This is a genomic window from Streptomyces griseoluteus, from assembly GCF_004784465.1.
Taxonomy (GTDB): Bacteria; Actinomycetota; Actinomycetes; order Streptomycetales; family Streptomycetaceae; genus Streptomyces; species Streptomyces griseoluteus.
Genome location: NZ_SRRU01000012.1, coordinates 119329 through 142180 on the forward strand (window position 1 = coordinate 119329; position 22852 = coordinate 142180).

Genomic DNA, 22852 nt, shown 5'->3' on the forward strand with positions numbered 1-22852 from the left:
CTGCGGGGGTGCCGTCCTTCGAGCGAAAGTGAGATCCGCGTGTACGCCATCGTGCGCAGCGGTGGTCGCCAGCACAAGGTTGCTGTCGGCGACATCGTTGAGGTTGACAAGATTTCCACGGCCAATGTCGGCGACACGGTCGAGCTCTCGACCCTGCTCGTTGTCGACGGTGACTCCGTGACCAGCGACCCGTGGGTGCTGGCCGGCATCAAGGTCCAGGCCGAGGTCGTGGACCACCACAAGGGCCAGAAGATCGACATTCTGCGCTACAAGAACAAGACCGGCTACCGCCGTCGTCAGGGCCACCGCCAGCAGTACACGGCGATCAAGGTCACTGAGATCCCCGCGGCTGCGAAGTAAGGGACTGAGAAGACATGGCACACAAGAAGGGCGCATCGTCCACCCGGAACGGTCGCGACTCCAATGCCCAGCGGCTCGGCGTGAAGCGCTTCGGCGGTCAGGTCGTCAGCGCTGGTGAGATCCTCATCCGCCAGCGCGGCACCCACTTCCACCCCGGCGCCGGCGTCGGCCGTGGCGGCGACGACACGCTGTTCGCCCTCCAGCCCGGTGCGGTGGAGTTCGGCACCCACCGCGGCCGCAAGGTCGTGAACATCGTTCCGGTCGCCTGAATCCCTGATTCACGGCCGCGAGCGTAAAAGCTGCGCGAGGCGGACCTCACTTCCCGGTCGGGAAGGCGGGTCCGCCTTTCGCGTGTTGACATAGGTATTACCCGTACTTTTCTGGAGGCACCGAACCATGACCACCTTCGTGGACCGCGTCGAACTGCATGTCGCCGCGGGTAACGGAGGCCACGGCTGTGCCTCCGTCCACCGTGAGAAGTTCAAGCCGCTGGGCGGTCCCGACGGCGGCAACGGCGGGCGGGGCGGCGACGTCATCCTGACCGTCGACCAGTCCGTGACCACGCTGCTCGACTACCACCACTCCCCGCACCGCAAGGCCACCAACGGCAAGCCCGGCGAGGGCGGCCACCGCTCCGGCAAGGACGGCCAGGACCTGGTCCTCCCCGTCCCCGACGGCACGGTCGTCCTGGACAAGGCCGGCAACGTGCTGGCCGACCTCATCGGTCACGGCACCTCCTACGTCGCCGCGCAGGGCGGCCGGGGCGGCCTCGGCAACGCGGCGCTCGCCAGCGCCCGCCGCAAGGCCCCCGGCTTCGCGCTGCTCGGCGAGCCCGGTGACCTCCAGGACGTGGTCCTGGAGCTGAAGACCGTCGCCGACGTGGCCCTGGTCGGCTACCCGAGCGCGGGCAAGTCCTCGCTGATCTCGGTGCTCAGCGCCGCCAAGCCGAAGATCGCGGACTACCCCTTCACCACCCTGGTCCCCAACCTCGGTGTGGTGACCGCCGGTTCGACCGTCTACACCATCGCCGACGTGCCCGGTCTCATCCCCGGCGCCAGTCAGGGCAAGGGCCTGGGACTTGAGTTCCTGCGCCACGTGGAGCGCTGCTCGGTGCTGGTGCACGTGCTGGACACCGCCACGCTGGAGTCCGACCGCGACCCGCTCTCCGACCTCGACATCATCGAGGAGGAGCTGCGCAGTTACGGCGGTCTGGAGGACCGGCCCCGCATCGTCGTCCTCAACAAGATCGACGTACCCGACGGCAAGGACCTCGCCGAGATGGTCCGTCCCGACCTGGAGGCGCGCGGCTACCGTGTCTTCGAGGTCTCCGCGGTGGCCCACACCGGTCTGCGCGAGCTGACCTACGCCCTCGGTGACCTGGTCGGCCAGGCGCGTGCCGCCAAGCCGCAGGAGGAGGCGACGCGCATCGTCATCCGGCCCAAGGCCGTGGACGACGCGGGCTTCACCGTCACCCGCGAGGAGCTGGACGGCGAGCCGCTGTACCGGGTGCGCGGCGAGAAGCCGGAGCGCTGGGTGCGCCAGACCGACTTCAACAACGACGAGGCCGTCGGCTACCTCGCCGACCGCCTCAACCGCCTCGGCGTCGAGGACCGGCTGACGAAGGCGGGTGCCCGCGCGGGCGACGGCGTCGCCATCGGCCCGGAGGAGAACGCGGTCGTCTTCGACTGGGAGCCCACCGTCACCGCGGGTGCCGAGATGCTCGGCCGCCGAGGCGAGGACCACCGCTTCGAGGAGGAGCGCCCGGCGGCCCAGCGCCGCAGGGACCGCCAGGCCGAACGCGACGAGGCACAGAAGGAGTTCGACGACTTCGAGCCCTTCTGAGGCGCGGAAGTCAGGCACTCGGGCCGGGACGGCGGCGCGGGAGACCCCCTGTGAACAGGGTTTCCGGCGCCGCCCCCGGCCTTCGCGTTACCCGTGGTGCGGGGAGCGTGACCGATATATGACCTCTTGGCGAGTAACCTTTTACCGCTTCTTCCCGTCTAGTCACCTGAGCCGGAACACGGGAGGCGCTCACGCGCCATGGGGGAAGAGCACACAGTGAAGATCGCATTCCTGGTCCGCGACCTGTGCCACATGGGCGGGGTGGTGAGCGCGACCCAGAACCTCGCCGGGGCGCTCGCCGAGAGGCACGAGGTCGAGATCGTCGCGCTGCGCAAGGTCCGTGACGAGTCGTACTTCCCGCTGGACCCGCGGGTGACGGTACGGGCACTGACCGACCTGCGCCCGTACTCGCCCGTCTCGGACGTGGACGATCCGCTGGCCGACCGGTTCACGCTGGTCTACCCGCCCAACGCCGGGGTGAAGAAGCCGGTGGTGAGCCGGCTGGCCGAACGGCGGCTGCTGGAGTACCTCGCCACCACCGACGCGGATGTGGTGGTCAGCTCCAACCCGCGCATCACCGTGCTGCTGGCGCACGCCCAGGGGGGCTTCCTGCGGGTCGCCCAGGAGCATTCGATGCCGCTCATATACGCCGACGACGTGAAGAAGAAGCTCTTCCCCGCCTACCTCCGCCTGGACGCGCTGACCGCGCTCACCCCCGAGGAGGCCGACAGCATCGCCGGGCAGGTGCCCGGCGTCCGCGACCGGCTCGCGGTGATGCCCAACTGTGTGCCGGCCGCGCCGGTCCGCTCGCGCGGCACCAACAAGGTCGTCATCTCCGCCGGCCATCTCACCGACAACAAGAACCACGCGCTGCTCGTCGAGGCGTTCGCGCAGGTGCACGCCGAGGCCCCGGACTGGACGCTGCGGATCTACGGCAGCGGTGCCGAGAAGGCGCGCCTGCGTGCCCGTGTCCATGAACTCGGTCTGTCCAACCATGTGTTGCTGATGGGCCCGGCCGCGCCGGTGACGCCCGAGTTCGGCAAGGGGTCGATCTTCGTGCTCCCTTCCAAGCGGGAGGCGTTCGGCAACGTCATCGTGGAGGCCATGGCCGCGGGGCTGCCCGTCGTCAGCACGGACGCCGATCACGGCCCGCGCAACATCCTCACCGACGGCGAGGACGGACTGATCGTGCCGTGCGGCGACGTGGACGCCATGGCGCAGGCCGTACTGCGGCTGGTGCGGGACGACGAGCTGCGGCTGAAGATGGCCGAGGCCGCGGTGACCGGTGCCGAGCGGTTCCAGGAGACGGCGAGCCGGGAGCGGTTCGAGGAGATCCTCGCGCAGGCGTACGCCCGCAAGGAACTGCCCCGTGACGCCACCGTACGGGCCGACGAGCGGGGGAGCCTGCACATCGCCGTGGGCCCGCTGCCCGCGAGCGCCGAGGGCGCCGAGCTGGTGCTGCGCAAGGAGGGCAAGGCCCCCGAGGAGCGCCGGTTCGCGCTGACCCCCGGCGGCGACGCGCTCGTGCCCTGGGACGGCGGACTCCCGCAGGGCACCTGGCAGTTGGCCCTCGCCACCCCGGCGGGCGCCGAGGTGCCGCTGTTCGCCGACGGCTACGGCTGCGACACGCGGGACCTCCTCGCGGTCGGACTGCCCCGCACCGAGGGCCCGTCGCTCGCGCTGCTGCTGCCCCACCGGGACCAGGAGGGCCGGCTGCGGGTGCGCAGCGTGCTGCGCGCGACGCACGCCGAGGCCGGGATCGTCGAGGTCGACGAGCGGACCCTGCGGCTGCGGGCGGGCCTGTGGGGCGTGGAGGCCGGAGAGGGCGCGGTGCTGGAGGCGGTGCACCGGCGCGACAAGAAGCGTGTGCTGGCCTTCCCGCTCCAGGGAGCGGGGGACGGCACCGTCACCGCCGTGGTGGACTGCGCGGCCCTGGCGGAGGAGCACACCGGCGGGGCGGGCTCGGAGATCGTCTGGGACTTCTGGGTGCGCCCGGCGGCCGGTGCCGAGCGGGTGGCGCTGGCGAAGCTGGCCACCGACGTGCTCAGCCCGATCGACGTGTTCGTGCTGCCCAGGCCGGTGCTCGTCACCGAGGAGGCCGTGGCCGGCGCCCTCCAGGAGCGCTCCTTCTCTCTGGGCGAGCGTGCCCTCCGGGAGGCCAGGCGGGTGCTGAAGCCGGCCCCGCGACCGAAGCCGGAGGTCCGCCGCCGGGAGACCGAACTGCGGCCCTACTTCACCCTGACCGGCCAGTTCGCGGTGAAGACCGTCCGCCTCTGAGCCCACCGGGACGACAAGGCACAGCGGGACGACAAGGCAAAGGGGCCGGGCCCCGAGGACATTCCCTCCGGGCCCGGCCCCTTCCCGCGCTCCGGCTCAGAGCTCCTTGGCCTGCTCCAGCATCCGGTCCACGACCCGCGCCGAGGCGTGGCCGTCGTCCAGGTCGCAGAACAGGTGGTGGAAGCGGTCGAACCGCTCCTGGTACTCCGCGGACACCGTGTCGATGTCGCGGATCGCGCTCACCAGGTCCTCGGAGTTGTCGATCAGCGGGCCGGGCGAGTCCTTCTCGAAGTCGAAGTAGAACCCGCGCAGCTTGTCGCGGTAGTGCTCCAGGTCGTACGTGAAGAAGAGCATCGGCCGCTTGAGGTGGGCGTAGTCGAACATCACGGACGAGTAGTCGGTGATCATGATGTCCGCCGCCAGGTACAGGTCGGCGATGTCCGGGTACTCCGAGGCGTCGAAGACGAAGCCGTTGCCCGCGCCGGGCACCGCGTCGACCACGTTGGAGTGGCGGCGGATCAGCAACACGTGGTCGTCACCGAGGCGGCGGCGCGCGTCCTCCAGGTCGATCCGCAGGTCGAAGAGGTACTGGCCGGCGCTGTGCGACTGGTCGTCGCGCCAGGTCGGCGCGTACAGCACGACCTTCTTGTCCTTCGGGATGCCCAGCGACTCCCGGACCTTGGCCGCGATCTTGTCCTTGTCCGGGGAGTACAGGTAGTCGTTGCGGGGGTAACCCGCCTCCTGGATCTCACCGTCGTAGGAGAAGGCGCGCTTGAGGATCGGCGTGGAGAAGCGGTTGGAGGAGACCAGCAGGCTCCAGTTCTTCGCCTCCAGTGCCAGCCGGTTCTGGTACTCGCGGTCGAAGTAGAGGGTCTCGATGTCGTGACCGATCTTCTTCAGCATGGTGCCGTGCCAGGTCTGCACGATGACCTGGCCGGGGCGGCGCTCCACCCACTCGGGCAGGTGCCCGTTGGTGACGATGTAGCGCGAGGTGGCCAGCGCCTCGAACCACTCCCGGCCCCACATGCGTACCTTCTCGGCGGTGGGCGGCAGGACCACCTGGCCGTCGCGCACGGCCCACAGGAACTTCATGTCGCTGCCCCGGCGCAGCAGTTCCTCGTGCATGGCACGCGGGCTGTCCGAGTACTGCTTGCCGTTGTAGCTGAGGAAGAACACCTGGTCGCGCAGCGGCTGTTCGCGGCCGGGCTCGTACACCTCGCGGCGCAACTGGAGCATGCGGTACGGGCCGCGCTCCAGGTCGGTCAGCTCCGAGCGGCAGTTGAGCTGCGGGAAGTCGCCCCAGCGGCTCTCGAACCAGTAGCGGCGGCCGCCCAGTTCGGTGTGGAGCGGGAACTGCGCGGAGGCGAGCCGGTCGATGACGAACTCGGCGTCCGGCACGCTCTCGTTCTCGCTGCGCAGCAGCAGGTTCCAGCGGCCGGCCTTCAGCGGGACCCCGCCGGAGCCGCCCATCACGGACGGGTCGAAGGAGACGGTGAAGGTGCCGTCGTCCGCCCAGTCCACCGACGCCTTGCGCTCGTCGAAGCGGTTGCTGGCCTTGAGTACCAGCTCGGAGCCGATCAGCTCGCGCGAGGCGCGGCCGCCGACGGCGATCCTGCCTTCCCGGACGGCGACCGAGGTCAGCACGGCCCGGCGCACCCGGCCGACGATCTTCAGATAGCCGTTGTTGCCGGAGATCAGGGCGACCTCGCGGTTGGCACCGGCCGCGCCGAAGGACTCGGGCACGTCGGCGGAGAGGTCCGCGAGGCCCTCGCTCATGACACTGCCGAACTGGCGCTGCGTCCCGTCCGGGGACTTGGCCAGCAGCGCGACACTCCACAGCCGGCGCTCGGGCTGGGCGTGGTCGTCGACGTCCTCGCTGGCCAGCAGCACCACGTCGGCCAGCGGCACCCGGCTCTGGAACGTGGTGCGCGTCCCCGCCCGGCCGACGTCGATCGGGTACCAGCGGACCTCGCCGCTCTTGGCGTTGGTCAGCCGCAGCGACAGCGTCTCGCCGGACTTCAGGTCGGTGCGCAGCTCGCCGTCGATCTCGACCGAGTCCGCGGTGAGCCGGCGGTCGGTGATCAGCGCGCGTACCTTCTCCACGCGCAGCTTGAGCGCGCCGCGCTCCACGACCGGCAGCATCCGGAAGTCGTCGTCGAGCCACTGGTACGGCGCGAAGTTGGCCGCCGAGCCGCCGCGCGCCCACACCGCGCTGCGGCGCACCAGGCCGGAGGCGTAGACATTGATGCCGACGTGCCACAGGCCCTCGCGCCAGGCGCCGCCCTTGCGCAGCTTGGCCGGGTCCAGCTCCAGCTCCCAGCCGGCCCAGTCGTAGTTGTAGCGCTTCTGGCCGGAGTCGGTGGTGGTCTCCGGGCGGTAGACGTTCTTGGCGGGGAGGAACATGCGCTGGCGCGAACCGGACCGCTTGAGCTGGAGGACCTTCAGGCTGCTCCGCTTCGCCGACATGTCGATCTTGTCGATGTAGGCGTCGCCGGACAGCAGCAGCTTGCCGTTGCGCCAGGTCGCCGCGCGCAGCGGGGCGCGCAGACCGAGGTCGCCGTCGATGCGCAGCGCCGCCTTGGGCAGCTCGAAGCCGCTCTCCTCCAGCGTGCGGAAGCTGGCGTACTTGCGGAAGGTGCCGGAGACCTCGACCGGGTCCTTGCGGCGCTGGGAGGCCAGCAGGGCGATCAGCTCGGGCATGGCGTGCTTGCGCACCAGCAGCCACTGGACGCGCAGGTCCGTCGGCAGCGCCATGACGATCTTCGGGTCGATGGTGTCGAGGAAGCGGTTGGTCGCCTCCAGGAACGCCTCGTGGAACTCGGCGGTCGCGTCCGGCACGACCCGCAGGAACAGGCGCAGGTCGTCGCGGAGCACGCGGTCGTCGTACTGGCGCTTGTACTCGGCGAACTCGGCGCCGGGCTGCTGGGCCAGGTAGTCGCTGACCATGCTGACCGCGGTGACCCGGTCGCGGATGGCCTGCGGCTCCCGGCGGCGCTGGGTGATCGACGGGGCCGACTCGCCCTCGCGCAGCCGCCAGTAGTAGGTCGGCTCGCCGATGATGTCGATCGCCTCGGCCTTGTAGTGCGCCGGGAGCACCACCGGGATGTCCTCGTGCAGGATGCCCTCGGGGAAGGAGAAGCCCTGGCCCTCCCAGAAGGTCCGGCGGAAGACCTTGTTGCAGGCGATGCGGTCGGCGACCAGCTTCGGGATCTTCGAGATGTGGGTGCGCTTGCGGGCCTCGCCGGCCAGCATCCTCAGCAGCGGCACCTGCCAGGAGCGCTCGCCCTTGAGGTGGAAGACGTTGCCGGTGGCGAAGTCCGAGCCGGTCTCGTCCAGGCTGCTCACCATCAGCCGGTAGGCGTCCGGCGGGATGACGTCGTCACTGTCGACGAAGGTCAGGTACTCCGCGTCGGCGGACATGTGCGCGATGCCCGTGTTGCGGGCCGCGCCGAGACCGGCGTTCTCCTTGCGGATGAGGTGGAACCGCTCGTCGCGGGCCGCGTACTCGGCGGCTATCGCGGCCGAGTCGTCGGGCGAACCGTCGTCGACCATCAGGACCTCGAGGTCCTGGAAGGTCTGCGCCGCCAGCGAGTCGAGGCAGGCGGGCAGGTAGCGCTCCACGTTGTAGATGGGAACGATCACACTGAGCCGAGGGGCCATGGTCGGGTTGTCTCTCCTCATGAGTGGTCAGGCCCGCTCGAGCGGTTCGAGCGCCTGCGCGGGAGTCGGTGCGTGGTGACGGTCGGCGAACGGGACGAGGGGCAGCATGTCCTCCTCGCCGAGGAAGACCCGGCGCACCACCCGCTCGGCCGCGTGGCCGTCGTCGAATTCGCAGTAGCGCCTGCGGAACCGGTCACGGTAGCGGGCCGCCTCCGGCCCGTCGTACTCGCCCGATTCGAGGAGCCTGATCAGCTCCGCCTGCGAGGTGGCCACCGCGCCGGGCGGCTCCTCCATCAGGTTGAAGTAGGTGCCGCGCACCGCCGAGTAGATGTCCCAGTCGGAGGCGTAGATGATGACCGGCCGGTCCAGCACCGCGTAGTCGAACATCGCGGAGGAGTAGTCCGTGATCAGGGCGTCCGCGGCGAGGTACAGCTCCTCCACGCGCGGGTGCCCCGAGACGTCGACGATACGGCCGCTGCGGCGCAGCTCCTCCACGTGCGGGGAGTTGCCGTAGAAGTAGTGGCCGCGCACCATCAGCGTGACGTCCGGGCCGAGTTCGTCGGCGAGCCGGACCAGGTCGAGGCTGGGGGTGAAGCCGGCCTGGTACTCGCGGTGGGTCGGCATGTAGAGGAACGCCCTCGTGCCGTCGGCGAGTTCGAGGGAGGCGCGGGCCCGGCGGACGTCCTCGGCGGTGGCGTTGACGAGGATGTCGTTGCGCGGGTAGCCGGTCTCCAGCGAGACGTACGAGCAGGGGTAGACCCGCTCCCACACCGTGGTGGAGAACCGGTTGGAGCTGAGGCTGAAGTCCCAGCGGTCGCAGCGCTCCAGGAGCTTGTCGAAGCTCATGTTGGTGGACGCCGGGTACTTGCGCTGGTCCAGGCCCATGGTCTTCAGCGGGGTGCCGTGGTGGGTCTGGAGGTGGATCTGGCCCTCGCGCTTGACCACGCTGTCCGCGAAGTTCACGTTGTTCACGAGGTACTTGGCGCGGGCCAGCACCGACCAGTACTCGCGCGAGCCGACCCGCACGAACTCGTGTCCGGCCGGCACCCGGTCCACCGCGTCCGCCTGGACCGCCCACACCCGGCGCACATGCGGTGCCAGCCGGCCGAGTTCGGCGTCGATGGCGGCGGGGTTGCAGGAGACGCTGCGGCTCCAGTAGGCGGAGAACAGCGCCAGGTTCTCGTCCAGCGGCAGCTTGAGCTGCGACTGGTAGAACACGCCCATCGCGTTGCGCTTGGACTGGTTCAGGGTGGTGCGGGCCCGTCGGCGGACCGCCTGGCGGAGCCTCACCGCGCCCAGCGCGCTCGCCATCGTGAGGTACGAACCCCGCTCCAGCATCGCGTACTTGTGGCCGAGGTTGCCGCCGGGCCGGACGAAGCCCTCGGGCAGGCGCGCGCGGTAGTCGGCGGAGGCGCGGCGGAAGAACTCGGCCCGCGCGTTCTGCGGCAGCCGGCCGGGCTTGGTGAGGACGGTCAGGTAGTGGTCGACCATCTTGCGGAACAACGGCCCGCGCCACTGGTCGAGTTCGGGGTGCGCGTCCAGGAAGCCGAAGATGCGCCCGTACTGGTCGAAGACGTCGAAGTGCTTGCGGCTGACCGTCTTCAGGATGTTGCCGCCCTCGCGGCGCTGGCGGTACATCACGCAGACCCGGTCCAGCAGGGCGATGTGCTCGGCGCTGATCATCGAGCAGAACGTCCAGGGGGCGTCCTCGTAGTAGCCGGGCGGGAAGCTCAGGCCCATGCGGAGGACGAAGTCGCGGCGGTACGCCTTGTTCCAGACGATCTGGAGCAGATCCAGCAACTGCGGACGCTCGGACAGCGGGAAGGACTCCGGGCCGTCGGGGCGGAGCAGGGCGGCGCGCATGTTCGGGCGGACCTGGCCGTCCCAGTAGCTGCGCGCGTAGTCGTAGACGAGTATCTCCGGGTCACCGGCGGCCTCGAGCCGCCCGGCTATCGCCCGCAGCGCGCCCTCGGTGAGGGTGTCGTCGCTGTCGAGGAACAGGAGGTACTCGCCCGTCGCCTTTTCCATGCCCGCGTTGCGCGCCCGGCCGAGGCCCACGTTCTCCGTGAGGTGAATCACGTGAATACGGGGGTCACGCTCGGCGTACTCATCGAGAATGGCGCCCGAGGCATCCGGGGAACAGTCGTCGACGGCGATGACCTCGAAGTCCGGAAAATCCTGTTCGAGGATCGAGTCGAGGCACTCCGCGAGGTACGCCTGCACCTTGTACGCAGGGACGACGAGAGAGAGTTTGGGCATCCTTTACAACCTGTTCCGAGAACCGATCACGTGAGTGTGGGCCGGGACCGGAGTGAACTCTGAGTGAACTCTGTCCGCCGACGGGCCCAATCGTGCCGCCGCCACAGAGTACAAGGACGCTCCCGCAGCGCGAATCGCTCCTTTCCGCCGCGCGAAGTGGTCCATCTCATATCTCCGCTGACGTCCCTTTTTGGAATGTCCGTCACGGGATGTCGGATTCGATTTTCCCCGGACCATCAAGGAGTCTGCTGCCGGTAAGGAACTTCGAGGAGGCCCTGGAATGAGCTGGCTGATCACGGGAGGCGCCGGGTACATCGGCTCGCACGTGGTGCGCGCGATGACGGCGGGCGGCGAGAGCGTCGTCGTGTACGACGACCTGTCGACGGGCAGTGCCGACCGGGTCCCCGCCGGGGTTCCGCTGGTCGTGGGCAGCGTGCTGGACCAGGAACTGCTCGAGAACACCCTGCGCGAGCACGGCGTGACCGGCGTGGTGCACATCGCCGCCAAGAAGCAGGTGGGGGAGTCGGTCGAGCGTCCGCTCCACTACTACCGCGAGAACGTGACGGGCCTGCAGACCCTGCTCGCCGCCATGACGGCCACCGGGGTGGAGCGGATCGTCTTCTCCTCCTCCGCCGCGGTCTACGGCATGCCCGACGTCGACCTCGTGACCGAGGACACCCCGTGCGCCCCGATGAGCCCCTACGGGGAGACCAAGCTCGTCGGTGAGTGGCTCATCGCGGCCGCCGCCCGCGCCCACGGCCTGCGCGCCGTCAGCCTGCGCTACTTCAACGTCGCCGGAGCGGCCGCCCCCGAACTCTCCGACGAGGGTGTGTTCAACCTCATCCCCATGGTCTTCGAGCGCCTGGAGGCGTCCGAGGCCCCCCGCATCTTCGGCGACGACTACGCCACCGAGGACGGCACCTGCGTACGGGACTACATCCACGTCCAGGACATCGCCTCCGCCCACCAGGCCGCCGCCGTCCGGCTGCGCGAGGCCGCCGAGGGCACCTCGCTGGTTCTCAACATCGGCCGGGGCGAGGGCAGTTCGGTCCGCGAGATGGTGGACCGCATCCTCAAGACCACCGGCAACGAGGACGTCACGCCCGAGGTCACCGAGCGCCGCGCCGGCGACCCCGCCCGTGTGGTGGCCGCCGCCGACCGCATCCACGCCGAGCTGGGCTGGACGGCCCGGCACGGCCTGGACGAGATGATCGACTCCGCCTGGCAGGGCTGGCGCCACCGCCACGGCTGATCCCGGACAGCGAGAAGCGCCGGCGCGGACCCACGCACCGGCGCTTCACCGTTTTCCCACCTGCGGATTCACACCTTCAGATCCGCCGCGTCGCCCATCACCACGACCGGATGCCACTTCGGGTCCAGTGTGCGCAGCAGGTACTCCATGTCGGCCTTCGACTGACTCACGCACGCCGACGTACCGCTGCCGTGGTCCATGTGCAGCCAGATGCCGCCGCCCTTGGACTGCCCCTGCGGGCGCGTCTGGTCGTTGGGCGGGGTGCCCTTGACGCGGTTGTAGTCGATGGCGATGACGAGGTCGAAGTCGTGCCAGTACGACTTCTTCCAGTAGCGCGGCGCCTGGAAGGCGGCCGACTCGGTGTAGGGCAGCCTGGCCTTGGGCTGGGCCAGCACCCCGCCGGCGTCGCTGAGGGTGAACACCCCGACCGGGCTGCGCAGATCGCCCTCGTGGTGGTCGGTCGTCCAGCCCTTGCGGCCGTTGTGGGTGGCCCAGGCGCGCTCCCGCGTCCAGGTCGACCCCTGCTTCGTGTACAGCGCCGCGTGCGAGTCGGCCGAGTTCCGCCCCTCGCCGGAGACGACCAGCACCTGCCGGGACTCCCCGGGCACGCGCTTCCACAGCCGGTCACCGACGCCGGGCACCCGCTTCAGATCGGCCTCCGGGGCCTTTCTGTCGCCCTGGGCCCGCGCGGAAGCCGAGTCCTTCTTCTCCGCACCCCCGCACCCCGTCGCCCCGAGGACGAGCAACACCCCGCCCACCGCAGCCGCAACCGCTCGCACCGCACCGCCTTTTCGCATGGGCTCCATGGTCGCAGAACGTGCCCCGTCCGCACCCCGTACCTTCACCGCACCCGCCGTCCGCCTGCTGAAACCCGTATGCACCGGCCACCGGCATTCCCGTAGATTGCGGGCACACGGACCGGGGTGAGAGGACAGCGGGCAAGGTGGCAAGCGCAAGGCAGACCGTGGGCGACGCCCGGCGGATCGTCGTCAAGGTGGGGTCCTCCTCGCTGACCACCGCCGCCGGCGGACTCGACGCGGACCGCGTGGACGCGCTGGTGGACGTACTGGCGAAGGCGCGCGGCGGCGGGCAGAAGGAGATCGTGCTGGTCTCCTCCGGCGCCATCGCCGCCGGACTCGCCCCGCTCGGCCTGGACCGCCGCCCCAAGGACCTCGCCCGCCAGCAGGCCGCCGCCAGCGTCGGCCAGGGCCTGCTGGTCGCCCGGTACACCGCCTCCTTCGCCCGCTACGGCGTCCGCGTCGGCCAAGTCCTGCTCACCAGCGACGACATGAGCCGTCGCGCCCACCACCGCAACGCCTCCCGCACCCTGGACAAGCTGCTGGCGATGGGCGCCTTCCCGGTCGTCAACGAGAACGACACCGTCGCCACCGACGAGATCCGCTTCGGTGACAACGACCGCCTCGCCGCCCTCGTCGCCCACCTCGTCCACGCCGACCTGCTGGTCCTCCTCTCCGACATCGACGGCGTCTACGACGGCGACCCCGCCCGCCCCGGCACCTCCCGCATCGCCGAGGTGCGCGGCCCGGCCGACCTCGACGGGGTCGAGATCGGCAGCGCGGGCAAGGCGGGCGTCGGCACCGGGGGCATGGTCACCAAGGTCGAGGCCGCCCGGATCGCGGCCGCCGCGGGCATCCCCGTGGTGCTCACCAACGCCGTGCACGCCGCCGACGCCCTCGCGGGCGGCGACACCGGCACCTGCTTCCACCCCACCGGCAAGCGCTCGGCGGGCCGGCTGCTCTGGCTCCAGCACGCCTCCACCCCGCAGGGCTCCCTCACCCTGGACGACGGCGCGGTGCGTGCGGTGGTCGAGCGGCACAGCTCCCTGCTGCCGGCCGGGATCGCCGCCGTCACCGGCGAGTTCAGCGCCGGGGACCCGGTGGAGCTGCGGGACCGGGCGGGGCACGCGGTGGCGCGGGGGCTGGTGAACTTCGACGCCAGGGAACTGCCCCAGCTGCTCGGGCGTTCGACCCGCGAGCTGGCACGCGAGCTGGGCCCGGCCTACGAACGCGAGGTCGTCCACCGGGACGACCTGGTACTCCTGCACCCCTGACCGCCGGCCCGGCGCCGGAAAAGCCCGGCACACCTGACGACCCCGGTGGGGGACGTTCCGTAAAACCGCCACGCGGAGCCCAGCGGCCTGCTCAACTTTGATGCGGGGGCGTGTTGAAGGGACACGTTCCGTCAAGGGGCCATGCGTGAAGGAGGCCGTCGTGAGACGAGTCCGTCCCGGGGCGGCGTCCCGCGGTGCTCTGACGAGCGTCGCGGCCGGGGACACCTACGAGGAGCCCAAGGACCTGCCCCGCCTGTGGCACGTCACCCTCAGCGTCTCCGGGGAGCGAGTCCCCGTACAGGACCTGCGGCGGGCCCTGGAGCAGCTCGCGCACGACCACCCCTTCCTCCTGACCAGCAGATACGCCGGTGACCACGCGGAGATCCGGTACTGGGAGGAGGCGCGCGACCTGCACGACGCGGCCGCCGTCGCGCTGCGGCTGTGGGGCGAGCACCGGCAGACCGCCGGGCTGCCGCCCTGGGAGATCGTCGGTCTGGAGGTCGTCGACCGCGAGACCTACCACCAGCGCATCGCCGAGGGCTACGGGCCCGCACCGGCCACCCCCGTAGGGGTCCACCCGTTCTGACGGGCTCCTTCCGCCCCGTCTCGCGGTACGGGACGGCCCCTGAGGGCCGAAGGCCGCGCACTACCCTTCCCCCATGACCACGCTCTCCCCGTACGACTCCCTCTCGCCGGTCACCCGGGCCGCCTACCGGGCCAAGGCGGCCGCCGCCGACCTCGCGCCGCTGCCGCGCGCCGACAAGGACGACGCGCTGCTCGCCGTCGCGGACGCGCTGGAGGTCCGGACCGCCGAGATCGTGGCCGCCAACGCCCGTGACGTGGCCAGGGCGCGGGAGAACGGCACCAGCGAGTCCGTCGTGGACCGGCTCACCCTCACCCCGGAGCGGGTCCGGGCCATCGCCGCCGACGTGCGCGCCGTGGCCAAGCTGCCCGACCCGGTCGGCGAGATCGTCCGGGGCAACACCCTGCCCAACGGCATCGACCTGCGCCAGGTGCGCGTCCCGCTGGGCGTCGTCGGCATCATCTACGAGGCCAGGCCCAACGTCACCGTCGACGCCGCCGCGCTCTGCCTGAAGTCCGGCAACGCCGTCCTGCTGCGCGGCTCCGCCTCCGCCTACGAGTCCAACACCGCCCTGGTCGGGGTGATCCGGGACGCCGTGGGCGGCGCCGGGCTGCCCGCCGACGCCGTCCAGCTCGTGCCGGGGGAGAGCCGGGAGAGCGTGCACGAGCTGATGCGCGCCCGCGGCCTGGTCGACGTGCTCATCCCGCGCGGCGGCGCCTCCCTGATCCAGACCGTGGTCAGCGAGTCCACCGTCCCCGTCATCGAGACCGGCACCGGCAACTGCCACGTCTACGTGGACGCCCACGCCGACATCGACATGGCGATCGACATCCTGGTCAACTCCAAGGCCCAGCGGGTCAGCGTCTGCAACGCCGCCGAGACCCTCCTGGTCCACCAGGACATCGCCGCCGCCTTCCTGCCCCGCGCCCTGGACGCGCTCGCCGAGGCCGGGGTCACCGTGCACGCCGACCCGCGCGTCCTGGCCCACGCCGAGGGCACCAGGGCGACCGTGGTGGAGGCCGTGCCGGAGGACTGGGAGACCGAGTACCTCTCGTACGACATCGCCGCCGCCGTGGTCGACTCCCTCGACAAGGCCGTCGAGCACATCCGGCTGTGGAGCTCCGGCCACACCGAGGCGATCGTCACCACCAGTCAGCAGGCGGCCCGGCGCTTCACCCGACTGGTGGACTCCACCACGGTCGCCGTGAACGCCTCCACCCGCTTCACCGACGGCGGCCAGTTCGGCTTCGGCGCGGAGATCGGCATCTCCACCCAGAAGCTGCACGCCCGTGGCCCCATGGGCCTTCCGGAGCTGACCAGCACCAAGTACATCGTCACCGGCGACGGCCACGTACGCCCCTGAGCACCTTCACCGGAAGGCCACGGGACGACGGACGAATTTCCATACCGTCTGCCCAAATTGACCCCCCAGGTCTACTCTGGACCCGTGCCGGAGGACGTGGGGGGCACGCCGTTCCCTGACGGCTGGGAGCCCGACGACGACCACGACCGCGGAATGTCGGACGAAGAGTTCGCCTCCGTGGTGTTCGACGCGGCCTTCGTCGCCGCCGCCACCGTCCACGAGCCCACCGCCGTGGAGCGCCTCCTCGCCGCCGCCGAGGCAAGAGCCGAGGCGTCCGAGACCGACGCCCGCCGCACCCACGCCCCCGCCGACCCCTACGACGAGGGTTACGGCCCCGAGGGCAGCGGTTTCGGCCACGACCTGGACGACGACGATCTCGACGGCCGTTACGCCCACGACGGCCACGAGGGCCCCCTGGCGGGCCTGCGCTGGCACCGGCCCGTGGCCTGGCTGCTCGCCGTGGTGATGGGCGTCGGCATGGTCGCGCTTGCCTTCGCCGCCGTCTACCGGGGCGCCTCCTCGGGCAGCCGGGACCAGGTACCCGCGCCCGCCTCCACCGGCCTCGGCCGGGACGGCGCGGCCGTGCCCTCCCTCACCGCCGAGCAGTCCCGGCCGGCCGTCTCCGCGATCCCGCCCGCCCCCTGACGCCGGCCCGGCGTTTTTGGTGGGAACCTGTCAGAAGTTGTCGCGTACCAGCGCGTTTACCCGAGCCCGCCGCGACCTACCCTGAAGGTATGGGCGGGCCTGGAGACCCACCGGAGGGCACACCCGAGGGCGCCCCCGGCGGTGCCGAGGACGAGTACCGATCCGTCGTGTTCGACGAGTCGTTCGTCCGTGCTGCCCGGCTCCAGGAATCCTCCGCCCGCGAACGCGTCAGCGACCACGCCCCCGCCGTACGCCGCCGCCCGCCCCTGCGCCGGGGCATCCCCCGGCAGGCCATGGTGCTCCTGCTGCTGCTCGCCGTGGCCTTCGGCACCGCCGTCTTCATGGGCTTGCGCCACCCTTACGGCGCAGCACCCGTGAAGAGGTCCACCGAGCCGCTGCGCATGAGCGTCGTCCCCCTCGCCCCGCGCGGCCCGGTGCCCGGCGCCCCCGACACCCGGACGCTGTACGCCCGCAGTCCCGCGGCCCGGTTCGCGGTGGGCCTCGCCGGGATTCCGCTGCCCCCCTCCCAGCCCACCGCGCACTTCTCCGACAGCCAGGTCCTCGCCGCCCTCGACACCGCCCGCAAGTACGTCCTGCACTCCGCGCTCGACCCCGACGTGCTCACCGGCCGCCAGGTCCGCCCCGTACGGGCCCTGATCGCCGCCGACCAGCTCGACCAGTTCGACCGCAGCATGGACGCCCCGGCGGCCGACGGCAGGCACGCGCCCACCGGCTGGATGGTCCGCTTCGACCCCGCCCGCACCGCCCTCGCCGACGACGACATCCGCACCCGCGGCGCCCTGAGGGTGACCGAGACCGACGCGGCCACCCTCCAGGTCGTGGCCGACGGCACCTTCGTCTACGCCGTGCGCGCGGCCGGCACCGAGGGGAAGACCCCGGTGTCGCTGTTCACCGTGCGCCGCGAGGTGACCTTCCGCTTCGACCGCGACGCCCTGCGCGTCGGCCAGACCCGGCTGACCGTCTCCAGCACCGAGGCGGGCCCGCTCTCCTGCGCCGTGGACACAGGCGCCTATCTGCGGCCGCTGCTGGCCGGCGAGCGTGCCAAGGCGGGCGGACCGCCGGGCACCGACCCCTACGGGACCGGCGCCCCCGCCCTGTGCGGCACGCTCGCCGACACCGCCCAGCCGCGCGGGTGAGCGCGGGTGCTCAGCCGCCTGTGGGAGCGTCCTTCGCGGGACCGTCCTTCGGGGGCTGCCCGGTGAAGCCGTTGAATCCCCGCTTCACCCGGCCGCCCAGGCCGCCCGCGCCGTCCGCGAGGTCGGAGACCAGCTTCATCAGCGGGTCCTTGCTGGTGCGCACCTCGTCGGCATAGCTCGCGGCGGACTGGCGGAAGGACTCGCCGACGCGGGCGTCCTTGTCCTCCTCGCGGCGCGGGTAGTGACCGTCCATGATCCGCTGGAAGTCGCGGGAGTCGGCCCACTTCTTCAGCTCGGCCGCCCGGATCGTGGTGAAGGGGTGCGAGCGGGGCAGCACGTTCAGGATCTTCAGCACCGAGTCCCTCAGGTCGCCCCCGGCCTCGTACTCCTCGGCCTGCTCAAGGAACGCGTCCACGTTCATCTCGTGCAGGTGGTTGCCGCCCGCGATCTTCATCAGGCCGCGCATCGACGCCCTGAGGTCCTGGCCCACCAGCAGCCCGGCCCGGTCGGCCGACAGCTCGGACTTGCGGAACCACTCCCGCAGCGCCGTCACGATCGCCATGATCGCCACGTTGCCCAGCGGAATCCACGCCACCTTCAGCGCCAGCGAGGTAAGGAACAGCAGCACCGTGCGGTACACGGAGTGGCCGGACAGCGCGTGGCCCACCTCGTGGCCGACGACCGCCCGCATCTCCTCCTCGTCCAGCAGCTCCACCAGACCGGTGGTCACCACGATGACCGGCTCGTCCAGGCCGATGCACATCGCGTTCGGCTTCGGGTCCTGCGTGACGTACATCGCCGGGACCCTGTCCAGGTCGAGGATGTAGCAGGCGTCCCGCAGCATGTCGCTGAGGTGCGCGAACTGGCGGTCGGAGACCCGCACCGAGTCGGACAGGAACAGAAGCCTCAGGCTCCGCTCGGGCAGCAGCCCGCTCAGCGCCTTGAACACCGTGTCGAATCCGGTCAGTTTGCGCAACGCCACCAGGGCGGAGCGGTCGGCCGGATGCTCGTACGCGCGCGAGGAGATACCCGGAAAGCGGCTGCGGTGCCGGCCCGGCACACGCTCGTGGCCGGCCTGCTCGTGGCGGTCGTCGGACATGTCTTCCCCCTGCGTCTCGGAAACCCGCTGCGCCCCCCGGACCGGGCCCAGCCTAGGCGGATATACCGTGGACGGGCAGCACCCCTAAGGAGTCCATGTCATGGAGCACCACCCCGCAGCCGCCTGGCTGACCGAGGCCGCGTCGAGCGCCGTCCAGCAGCAGGGGCCGGGCAACCTGCTCCGGATCGTGCTGATCGTGATGGTCGTGGGCTGTGCGCTGACCGGCTGGTTCCTCCTGCGCGGTTACAAGCAGAAGGACGACTGACGCCTCCCCGGGGTTCCCGCGGGCCCCGCACGCCCCTTTGCCGGAGTCGGCGTGATCGCCGAGGGGGTGCCCGCTTACGATGGGCAGACGTCTTTATCCCGCCCACACGCGATAGGTCACGCTGAAGATGAGCCTCCACAGCACCGCTGCCCAGTTGGTCACTCTCGCCGCCGAGGGCGCAGAGCACGGCGGCAACCACAACAGCCTCAACCCCGCGATCACCGGCGGCGGCGCCCTGTTCATCCTGCTGCTCCTGCTGTGGATCACCACCCGCTTCAACCGCGACCGCTGAAACCCGGCCGGTCCCCGGCGAGAAGCCGCAGGCCGGGCCGGTAGGGTCTGCACGCATGGGAGAGCAGGACATGCCTACCGGTCCGGCGGACGGCACCGTGGAAGATCCGGCACGGGACTCGGCGGACCACGGCCCCGCCCGCACGGGCCGCCGCAGGCTCGGCGTCATGGGCGGCACCTTCGACCCGATCCACCACGGGCACCTCGTGGCGGCCAGCGAGGTCGCCGCCCGGTTCCGGCTGGACGAGGTGGTGTTCGTGCCCACCGGCCAGCCCTGGCAGAAGTCGCACCGAAACGTCTCTCCGGCCGAGGACCGCTATCTGATGACGGTCATCGCCACCGCCGAGAACCCGCAGTTCTCCGTCAGCCGCATCGACATCGACCGCGGCGGTCCCACCTACACCGTGGACACGCTGCGCGACCTGCGCGCCCTCAACCCCGACACCGACCTGTTCTTCATCACCGGTGCCGACGCCCTCGCCCAGTTGCTCACCTGGCGGGACTCCGAGGAGCTCTTCTCCCTCGCCCACTTCGTCGGCGTCACCCGCCCCGGCCACCAGTTGACCGACGCCGGCCTGCCCGCGGGCGGTGTCTCCCTGGTCGAGGTGCCCGCGCTGGCCATCTCGTCCACCGAGTGCCGGGCGAGAGTCGCCAAGGGGGACCCCATCTGGTACATGGTCCCGGACGGGGTCGTCCGCTACATCGACAAGCGCGAGCTGTACCGCGGCGAGTGAGCCGAGAGGGGCACCGGTGAACGACCGATACGAAGCTGGGTACGGCGACGACCAGTACGGAGGGGACCAGTACGAGATCGTCGGCTACGACGACTACGGCCGCCCGGTGTACCAGCAGGTCCCGTCCCACCGACAGCAGCCGCAACAGCGGACCTACGACCCCTACGGGCAGCAACAGGGCTACGCCCAGGGCGGTCACGACACCGGGCAGCAACAGCCCATACCGCCCGGCTACGACCCCTACGGGACGCAGAACGCCCCCTACGACCCGTACGGCACCGGCGCCCAGGCACCCGCCCCCGGCTACGACCCGTACGGGCAGGCCGCGACCAGCGGGCAGCAGCCCAGGGTCACCGAGCAGACGGCGTACATCCCACAGCAGGCGCGGCCCGACGAGGAGGCCAAGACCGAGGCACCCCCGACCGAGGGTCAAAAGGCGGGCGAAGACGGGGAGTTCGCGTTCGTCGAGGAGCCGGACGGCGAGTCCGAGGACGTCATCGACTGGCTGAAGTTCACCGAGAACCGCACCGAGCGCCGCGAGGAGGCCCGCCGCCGCGCCCGCGGCCGCGTCATCGCGCTCGGCGTGGTCCTCGCCCTGGTCGTGGCGGGCGGCGTCGGCTACCTCTGGTACGCCGGGAAGCTGCCCGGCGTCTCCTCGCCCGGCACCGCGAAGGGCACCACCGTCGCCGCGGGCGCCCAGAAGCGCGACGTGATCGTGGTCCACCTGCACAACACCGGCAAGCGCGACACCTCCACCGTGCTGCTGGTCGACAACACCACCACCAAGCGCGGCACCACCGTCCTGCTGCCCAACTCCCTGGCGCTGACCGACGATTCGGGCACCACCACCACGCTCGCCAAGTCGGTGGACGACGACGGCTCCTCCGGCACCCGCGACCAGCTCGACACCGTCCTCGGCACCGACATCCAGGGCACCTGGCGGCTGGACACGCCCTACCTCCAGAACCTCGTCGAGCTGGTCGGCAACATCGAGATCGACACCGACACCGACGTGCCCGACCCGGACACCAAGAAGAAGGGCGCCGCCCCGCTGGTGCACCGGGGCCAGGCGCAGACCCTCAGCGGCAAGATGGCCGTCGCCTACGCCACCTACCGGGGCCCCGGTGAGACCGAGAACGCCCAGCTCAAGCGGTTCGGGGAGGTCATGCAGGGCGCGCTGCGCAAGCTGTCGTCCGACCCGTCGGCCGCGACGACCACCGTGCAGACCCTGGCGCAGATCCTCGACCCGCCGCTGACCGACAAGGACCTGGGCACCTTCCTCGCCAAGCTGGCCGACCTCGCCAAGGACGGGAAGTACCGGACGGTTCCCCTGCCGGTGCAGAGCGACGGCACGCTGACCGCCGGGACCAGCGACAGCGTGGTCAAGAACATCCTGGGCGGCACCGCCAAGAGCCCCGACGCCGGCTCCGCGGTCCGGGTCGCCGTGCAGAACGCCACCGGCTCCAAGGACGACACCGAGAAGGCCCGCGTGACCCTGCTGGGCGGCGGCTTCGGGTTCATCGAGGGCGGCACCGCCTCCGGCGCCCAGTCCGCCTCAAAGGTGGTCTACTCCGCCCCCGCCGACAAGCAGAACGCCGCCGAGGTCGCCAAGACCCTGGGGCTGCCCGCCGGCTCGGTGACCAAGGGCGCGGTCTCCTCCGGCGCCGACGTCCTCGTCGTCCTCGGCCAGGACTACCGGCCCGCCGCCTCCTGACCGGCGTGGCACACCCCACGTGAGCACCGGAACACGTGGGGTGGGCCCGGCCGCGCGTGAGACCCTTGGAGTCCTGGTGCCTCCGGACAGCGCCCCGCGCCCGGTCGGCCCGCCCCGAGTCTTCGCAAACCGCACCCCGTCCTCGAACGAAAGCCGCACAGTGACCGCCACCGACCGTTCTCTCGACCTCATCAACACCGCCGCCCAGGCGGCCGCCGACAAGCTCGCCCACGACGTCATCGCCTACGACGTCAGCGACGTGCTGTCGATCACGGACGCGTTCCTGCTGGCCTCCGCGCCGAACGACCGCCAGGTCCGGGCGATCGTCGACGAGATCGAGGAGCGCCTGCTGAAGGAGCGCGGCGCCAAGCCCGTCCGCCGCGAGGGCGACCGCGAGTCCCGCTGGATCCTGCTCGACTACGTCGACATCGTCGTCCACGTCCAGCACAGCGAGGAGCGCGTCTTCTACGCGCTGGAGCGCCTGTGGAAGGACTGCCCCGAGCTGGAGCTGCCCGAGGAGGCCCGCGCCACCCGCGGCAAGGCCGAGGAGCACGCCAAGCTGCACGCGGACGAGGCCGGTGACGAGCTCGGCCAGGAGCGCTGATGAGCGCCACCGGTGAGGTGACCGACCGCACGGGACGGGGCCGCCGCATCATCCTGTGGCGGCACGGCCAGACCGCGTGGAACGTCGAACGCCGCTTCCAGGGCACCACGGACGTCGAGCTGACCGCGACCGGCATCGCCCAGGCCCGCCGGGCCGCCCGGCAGCTCGCCTCGCTGCGCCCGGACGCGATCATCGCCTCGGACCTCAGGCGCGCCTCCGACACGGCCGACGAGCTGGCCGCGCTGACCGGCCTCGACGTCGTCCGCGACGAGGCCCTGCGGGAGACCTACGCGGGCGTCTGGCAGGGCCTGACGCACGAGGAGATCATCGCCAGGTTCGGTGACGACTACGCCGCCTGGAAGCGCGGCGAGCCGGTGCGGCGCGGCGGTGGCGAGCTGGAGACCGAGGTCGCCGACCGGGCCGCCCCGGTCGTGCTGCGGCACACGGAGAAGCTGCCCGAGGACGGCACCCTCGTGGTGGTCAGCCACGGCGGCACCATCCGTACGACCATCGGCCGGCTGCTCGGCCTGGAGTCGCACCACTGGGAGAGCCTCGGCGGCCTGACCAACTGCTGCTGGTCGGTGCTCGGCGAAGGCGCCCGCGGCTGGCGGCTGCTGGAGCACAACGCCGGCACCCTGCCCGAGCCGGTCCTCGGCGACGACGACTGAACCGCGCC

General features: G+C 71.2%; 20 protein-coding genes. 16 read left to right on the forward strand and 4 right to left on the reverse strand.

The window, feature by feature from the left end:
* Window positions 1-39 precede the first annotated feature (39 nt).
* The 4 genes from rplU (at window position 40) to E5082_RS28480 (ending at window position 4479) form a co-directional block, all read left to right on the forward strand.
* Window positions 40-360, forward strand: coding sequence for a 50S ribosomal protein L21 (gene rplU / locus E5082_RS28465; protein WP_030815038.1), 321 nt, complete (start codon window positions 40-42; stop codon window positions 358-360).
* Between the two features lie 14 nt (window positions 361-374).
* Complete coding sequence (gene rpmA, locus E5082_RS28470; protein ID WP_030815036.1) at window positions 375-629, forward strand: 50S ribosomal protein L27; 255 nt, start codon at window positions 375-377, stop codon at window positions 627-629.
* A 127-nt stretch (window positions 630-756) separates the two neighbouring features.
* The gene (gene obgE / locus E5082_RS28475) at window positions 757-2202 is read left to right on the forward strand and encodes a GTPase ObgE (protein ID WP_135794117.1); all 1446 of its coding nucleotides are present in this window, start codon (window positions 757-759) and stop codon (window positions 2200-2202) included.
* A gap of 216 nt (window positions 2203-2418) precedes the next feature.
* Window positions 2419-4479: a glycosyltransferase family 4 protein gene (locus E5082_RS28480; RefSeq protein WP_229918687.1), complete on the forward strand. Its 2061-nt coding sequence runs from the start codon at window positions 2419-2421 to the stop codon at window positions 4477-4479.
* Between the two features lie 96 nt (window positions 4480-4575).
* On the opposite strand, the gene E5082_RS28485 is transcribed toward E5082_RS28480, so the two are convergent.
* Together E5082_RS28485 and E5082_RS28490 are read right to left on the reverse strand one after the other, a co-directional pair.
* Window positions 4576-8139: a bifunctional glycosyltransferase/CDP-glycerol:glycerophosphate glycerophosphotransferase gene (locus E5082_RS28485; RefSeq protein WP_135794118.1), complete on the reverse strand. Its 3564-nt coding sequence runs from the start codon at window positions 8137-8139 to the stop codon at window positions 4576-4578.
* 27 nt (window positions 8140-8166) lie between these two features.
* Complete coding sequence (locus tag E5082_RS28490; RefSeq protein WP_135794119.1) at window positions 8167-10398, reverse strand: bifunctional glycosyltransferase/CDP-glycerol:glycerophosphate glycerophosphotransferase; 2232 nt, start codon at window positions 10396-10398, stop codon at window positions 8167-8169.
* 280 nt (window positions 10399-10678) lie between these two features.
* Between E5082_RS28490 and galE the strand changes: the two genes are divergently transcribed.
* Window positions 10679-11650, forward strand: coding sequence for a UDP-glucose 4-epimerase GalE (gene galE, locus E5082_RS28495; RefSeq protein ID WP_135794120.1), 972 nt, complete (start codon window positions 10679-10681; stop codon window positions 11648-11650).
* A 68-nt stretch (window positions 11651-11718) separates the two neighbouring features.
* On the opposite strand, the gene E5082_RS28500 is transcribed toward galE, so the two are convergent.
* Window positions 11719-12429, reverse strand: a complete 711-nt coding sequence (locus E5082_RS28500; protein ID WP_373309989.1) for a L,D-transpeptidase family protein — start codon at window positions 12427-12429, stop codon at window positions 11719-11721.
* Between the two features lie 185 nt (window positions 12430-12614).
* Between E5082_RS28500 and proB the strand changes: the two genes are divergently transcribed.
* The 5 genes from proB to E5082_RS28525 all read left to right on the forward strand — a co-directional run bounded on the left by proB (window position 12615) and on the right by E5082_RS28525 (window position 17469).
* Window positions 12615-13721 carry a glutamate 5-kinase gene (gene proB, locus E5082_RS28505; protein ID WP_135794159.1) on the forward strand — a complete coding sequence of 369 codons (1107 nt, stop codon included), beginning with the start codon at window positions 12615-12617 and terminating at the stop codon, window positions 13719-13721.
* 160 nt (window positions 13722-13881) lie between these two features.
* The gene (locus E5082_RS28510; RefSeq protein WP_135794122.1) at window positions 13882-14307 is read left to right on the forward strand and encodes a hypothetical protein; all 426 of its coding nucleotides are present in this window, start codon (window positions 13882-13884) and stop codon (window positions 14305-14307) included.
* A 73-nt stretch (window positions 14308-14380) separates the two neighbouring features.
* The gene (locus E5082_RS28515; RefSeq protein WP_135794123.1) at window positions 14381-15667 is read left to right on the forward strand and encodes a glutamate-5-semialdehyde dehydrogenase; all 1287 of its coding nucleotides are present in this window, start codon (window positions 14381-14383) and stop codon (window positions 15665-15667) included.
* A gap of 84 nt (window positions 15668-15751) precedes the next feature.
* The gene (locus E5082_RS28520) at window positions 15752-16312 is read left to right on the forward strand and encodes an SCO2584 family spore wall biosynthesis protein (protein WP_167514162.1); all 561 of its coding nucleotides are present in this window, start codon (window positions 15752-15754) and stop codon (window positions 16310-16312) included.
* A gap of 89 nt (window positions 16313-16401) precedes the next feature.
* Window positions 16402-17469: an SCO2583 family membrane protein gene (locus tag E5082_RS28525; protein WP_135794125.1), complete on the forward strand. Its 1068-nt coding sequence runs from the start codon at window positions 16402-16404 to the stop codon at window positions 17467-17469.
* Between the two features lie 10 nt (window positions 17470-17479).
* Here E5082_RS28525 and E5082_RS28530 read toward each other — a convergent pair whose 3' ends face one another.
* Window positions 17480-18568: a M48 family metallopeptidase gene (locus E5082_RS28530; protein ID WP_135794126.1), complete on the reverse strand. Its 1089-nt coding sequence runs from the start codon at window positions 18566-18568 to the stop codon at window positions 17480-17482.
* A 100-nt stretch (window positions 18569-18668) separates the two neighbouring features.
* Here E5082_RS28530 and E5082_RS28535 point away from each other — a divergent pair, with 100 nt between their 5' ends.
* From E5082_RS28535 to E5082_RS28555, 6 genes are all read left to right on the forward strand, one after another.
* Window positions 18669-18833: a hypothetical protein gene (locus E5082_RS28535; RefSeq protein WP_031183650.1), complete on the forward strand. Its 165-nt coding sequence runs from the start codon at window positions 18669-18671 to the stop codon at window positions 18831-18833.
* A gap of 127 nt (window positions 18834-18960) precedes the next feature.
* Window positions 18961-19125 (forward strand): hypothetical protein, encoded by a 165-nt coding sequence (locus E5082_RS32510; RefSeq protein WP_030814997.1) that lies wholly within the window; start codon window positions 18961-18963, stop codon window positions 19123-19125.
* Between the two features lie 55 nt (window positions 19126-19180).
* Window positions 19181-19858, forward strand: a complete 678-nt coding sequence (nadD, locus tag E5082_RS28540; protein WP_190045191.1) for a nicotinate-nucleotide adenylyltransferase — start codon at window positions 19181-19183, stop codon at window positions 19856-19858.
* A gap of 16 nt (window positions 19859-19874) precedes the next feature.
* Window positions 19875-21572, forward strand: coding sequence for a LytR C-terminal domain-containing protein (locus E5082_RS28545; RefSeq protein ID WP_135794128.1), 1698 nt, complete (start codon window positions 19875-19877; stop codon window positions 21570-21572).
* A 160-nt stretch (window positions 21573-21732) separates the two neighbouring features.
* On the forward strand, window positions 21733-22176 hold the full coding sequence (gene rsfS / locus E5082_RS28550; RefSeq protein WP_135794129.1) for a ribosome silencing factor: 444 nt from the start codon (window positions 21733-21735) through the stop codon (window positions 22174-22176).
* Entirely contained in the window at window positions 22176-22844 is a 669-nt protein-coding gene (locus E5082_RS28555; RefSeq protein ID WP_086693658.1) for a histidine phosphatase family protein, read from the forward strand. The genes rsfS and E5082_RS28555 overlap by 1 nt, the downstream gene beginning before the upstream one ends.
* Window positions 22845-22852 lie beyond the last annotated feature (8 nt).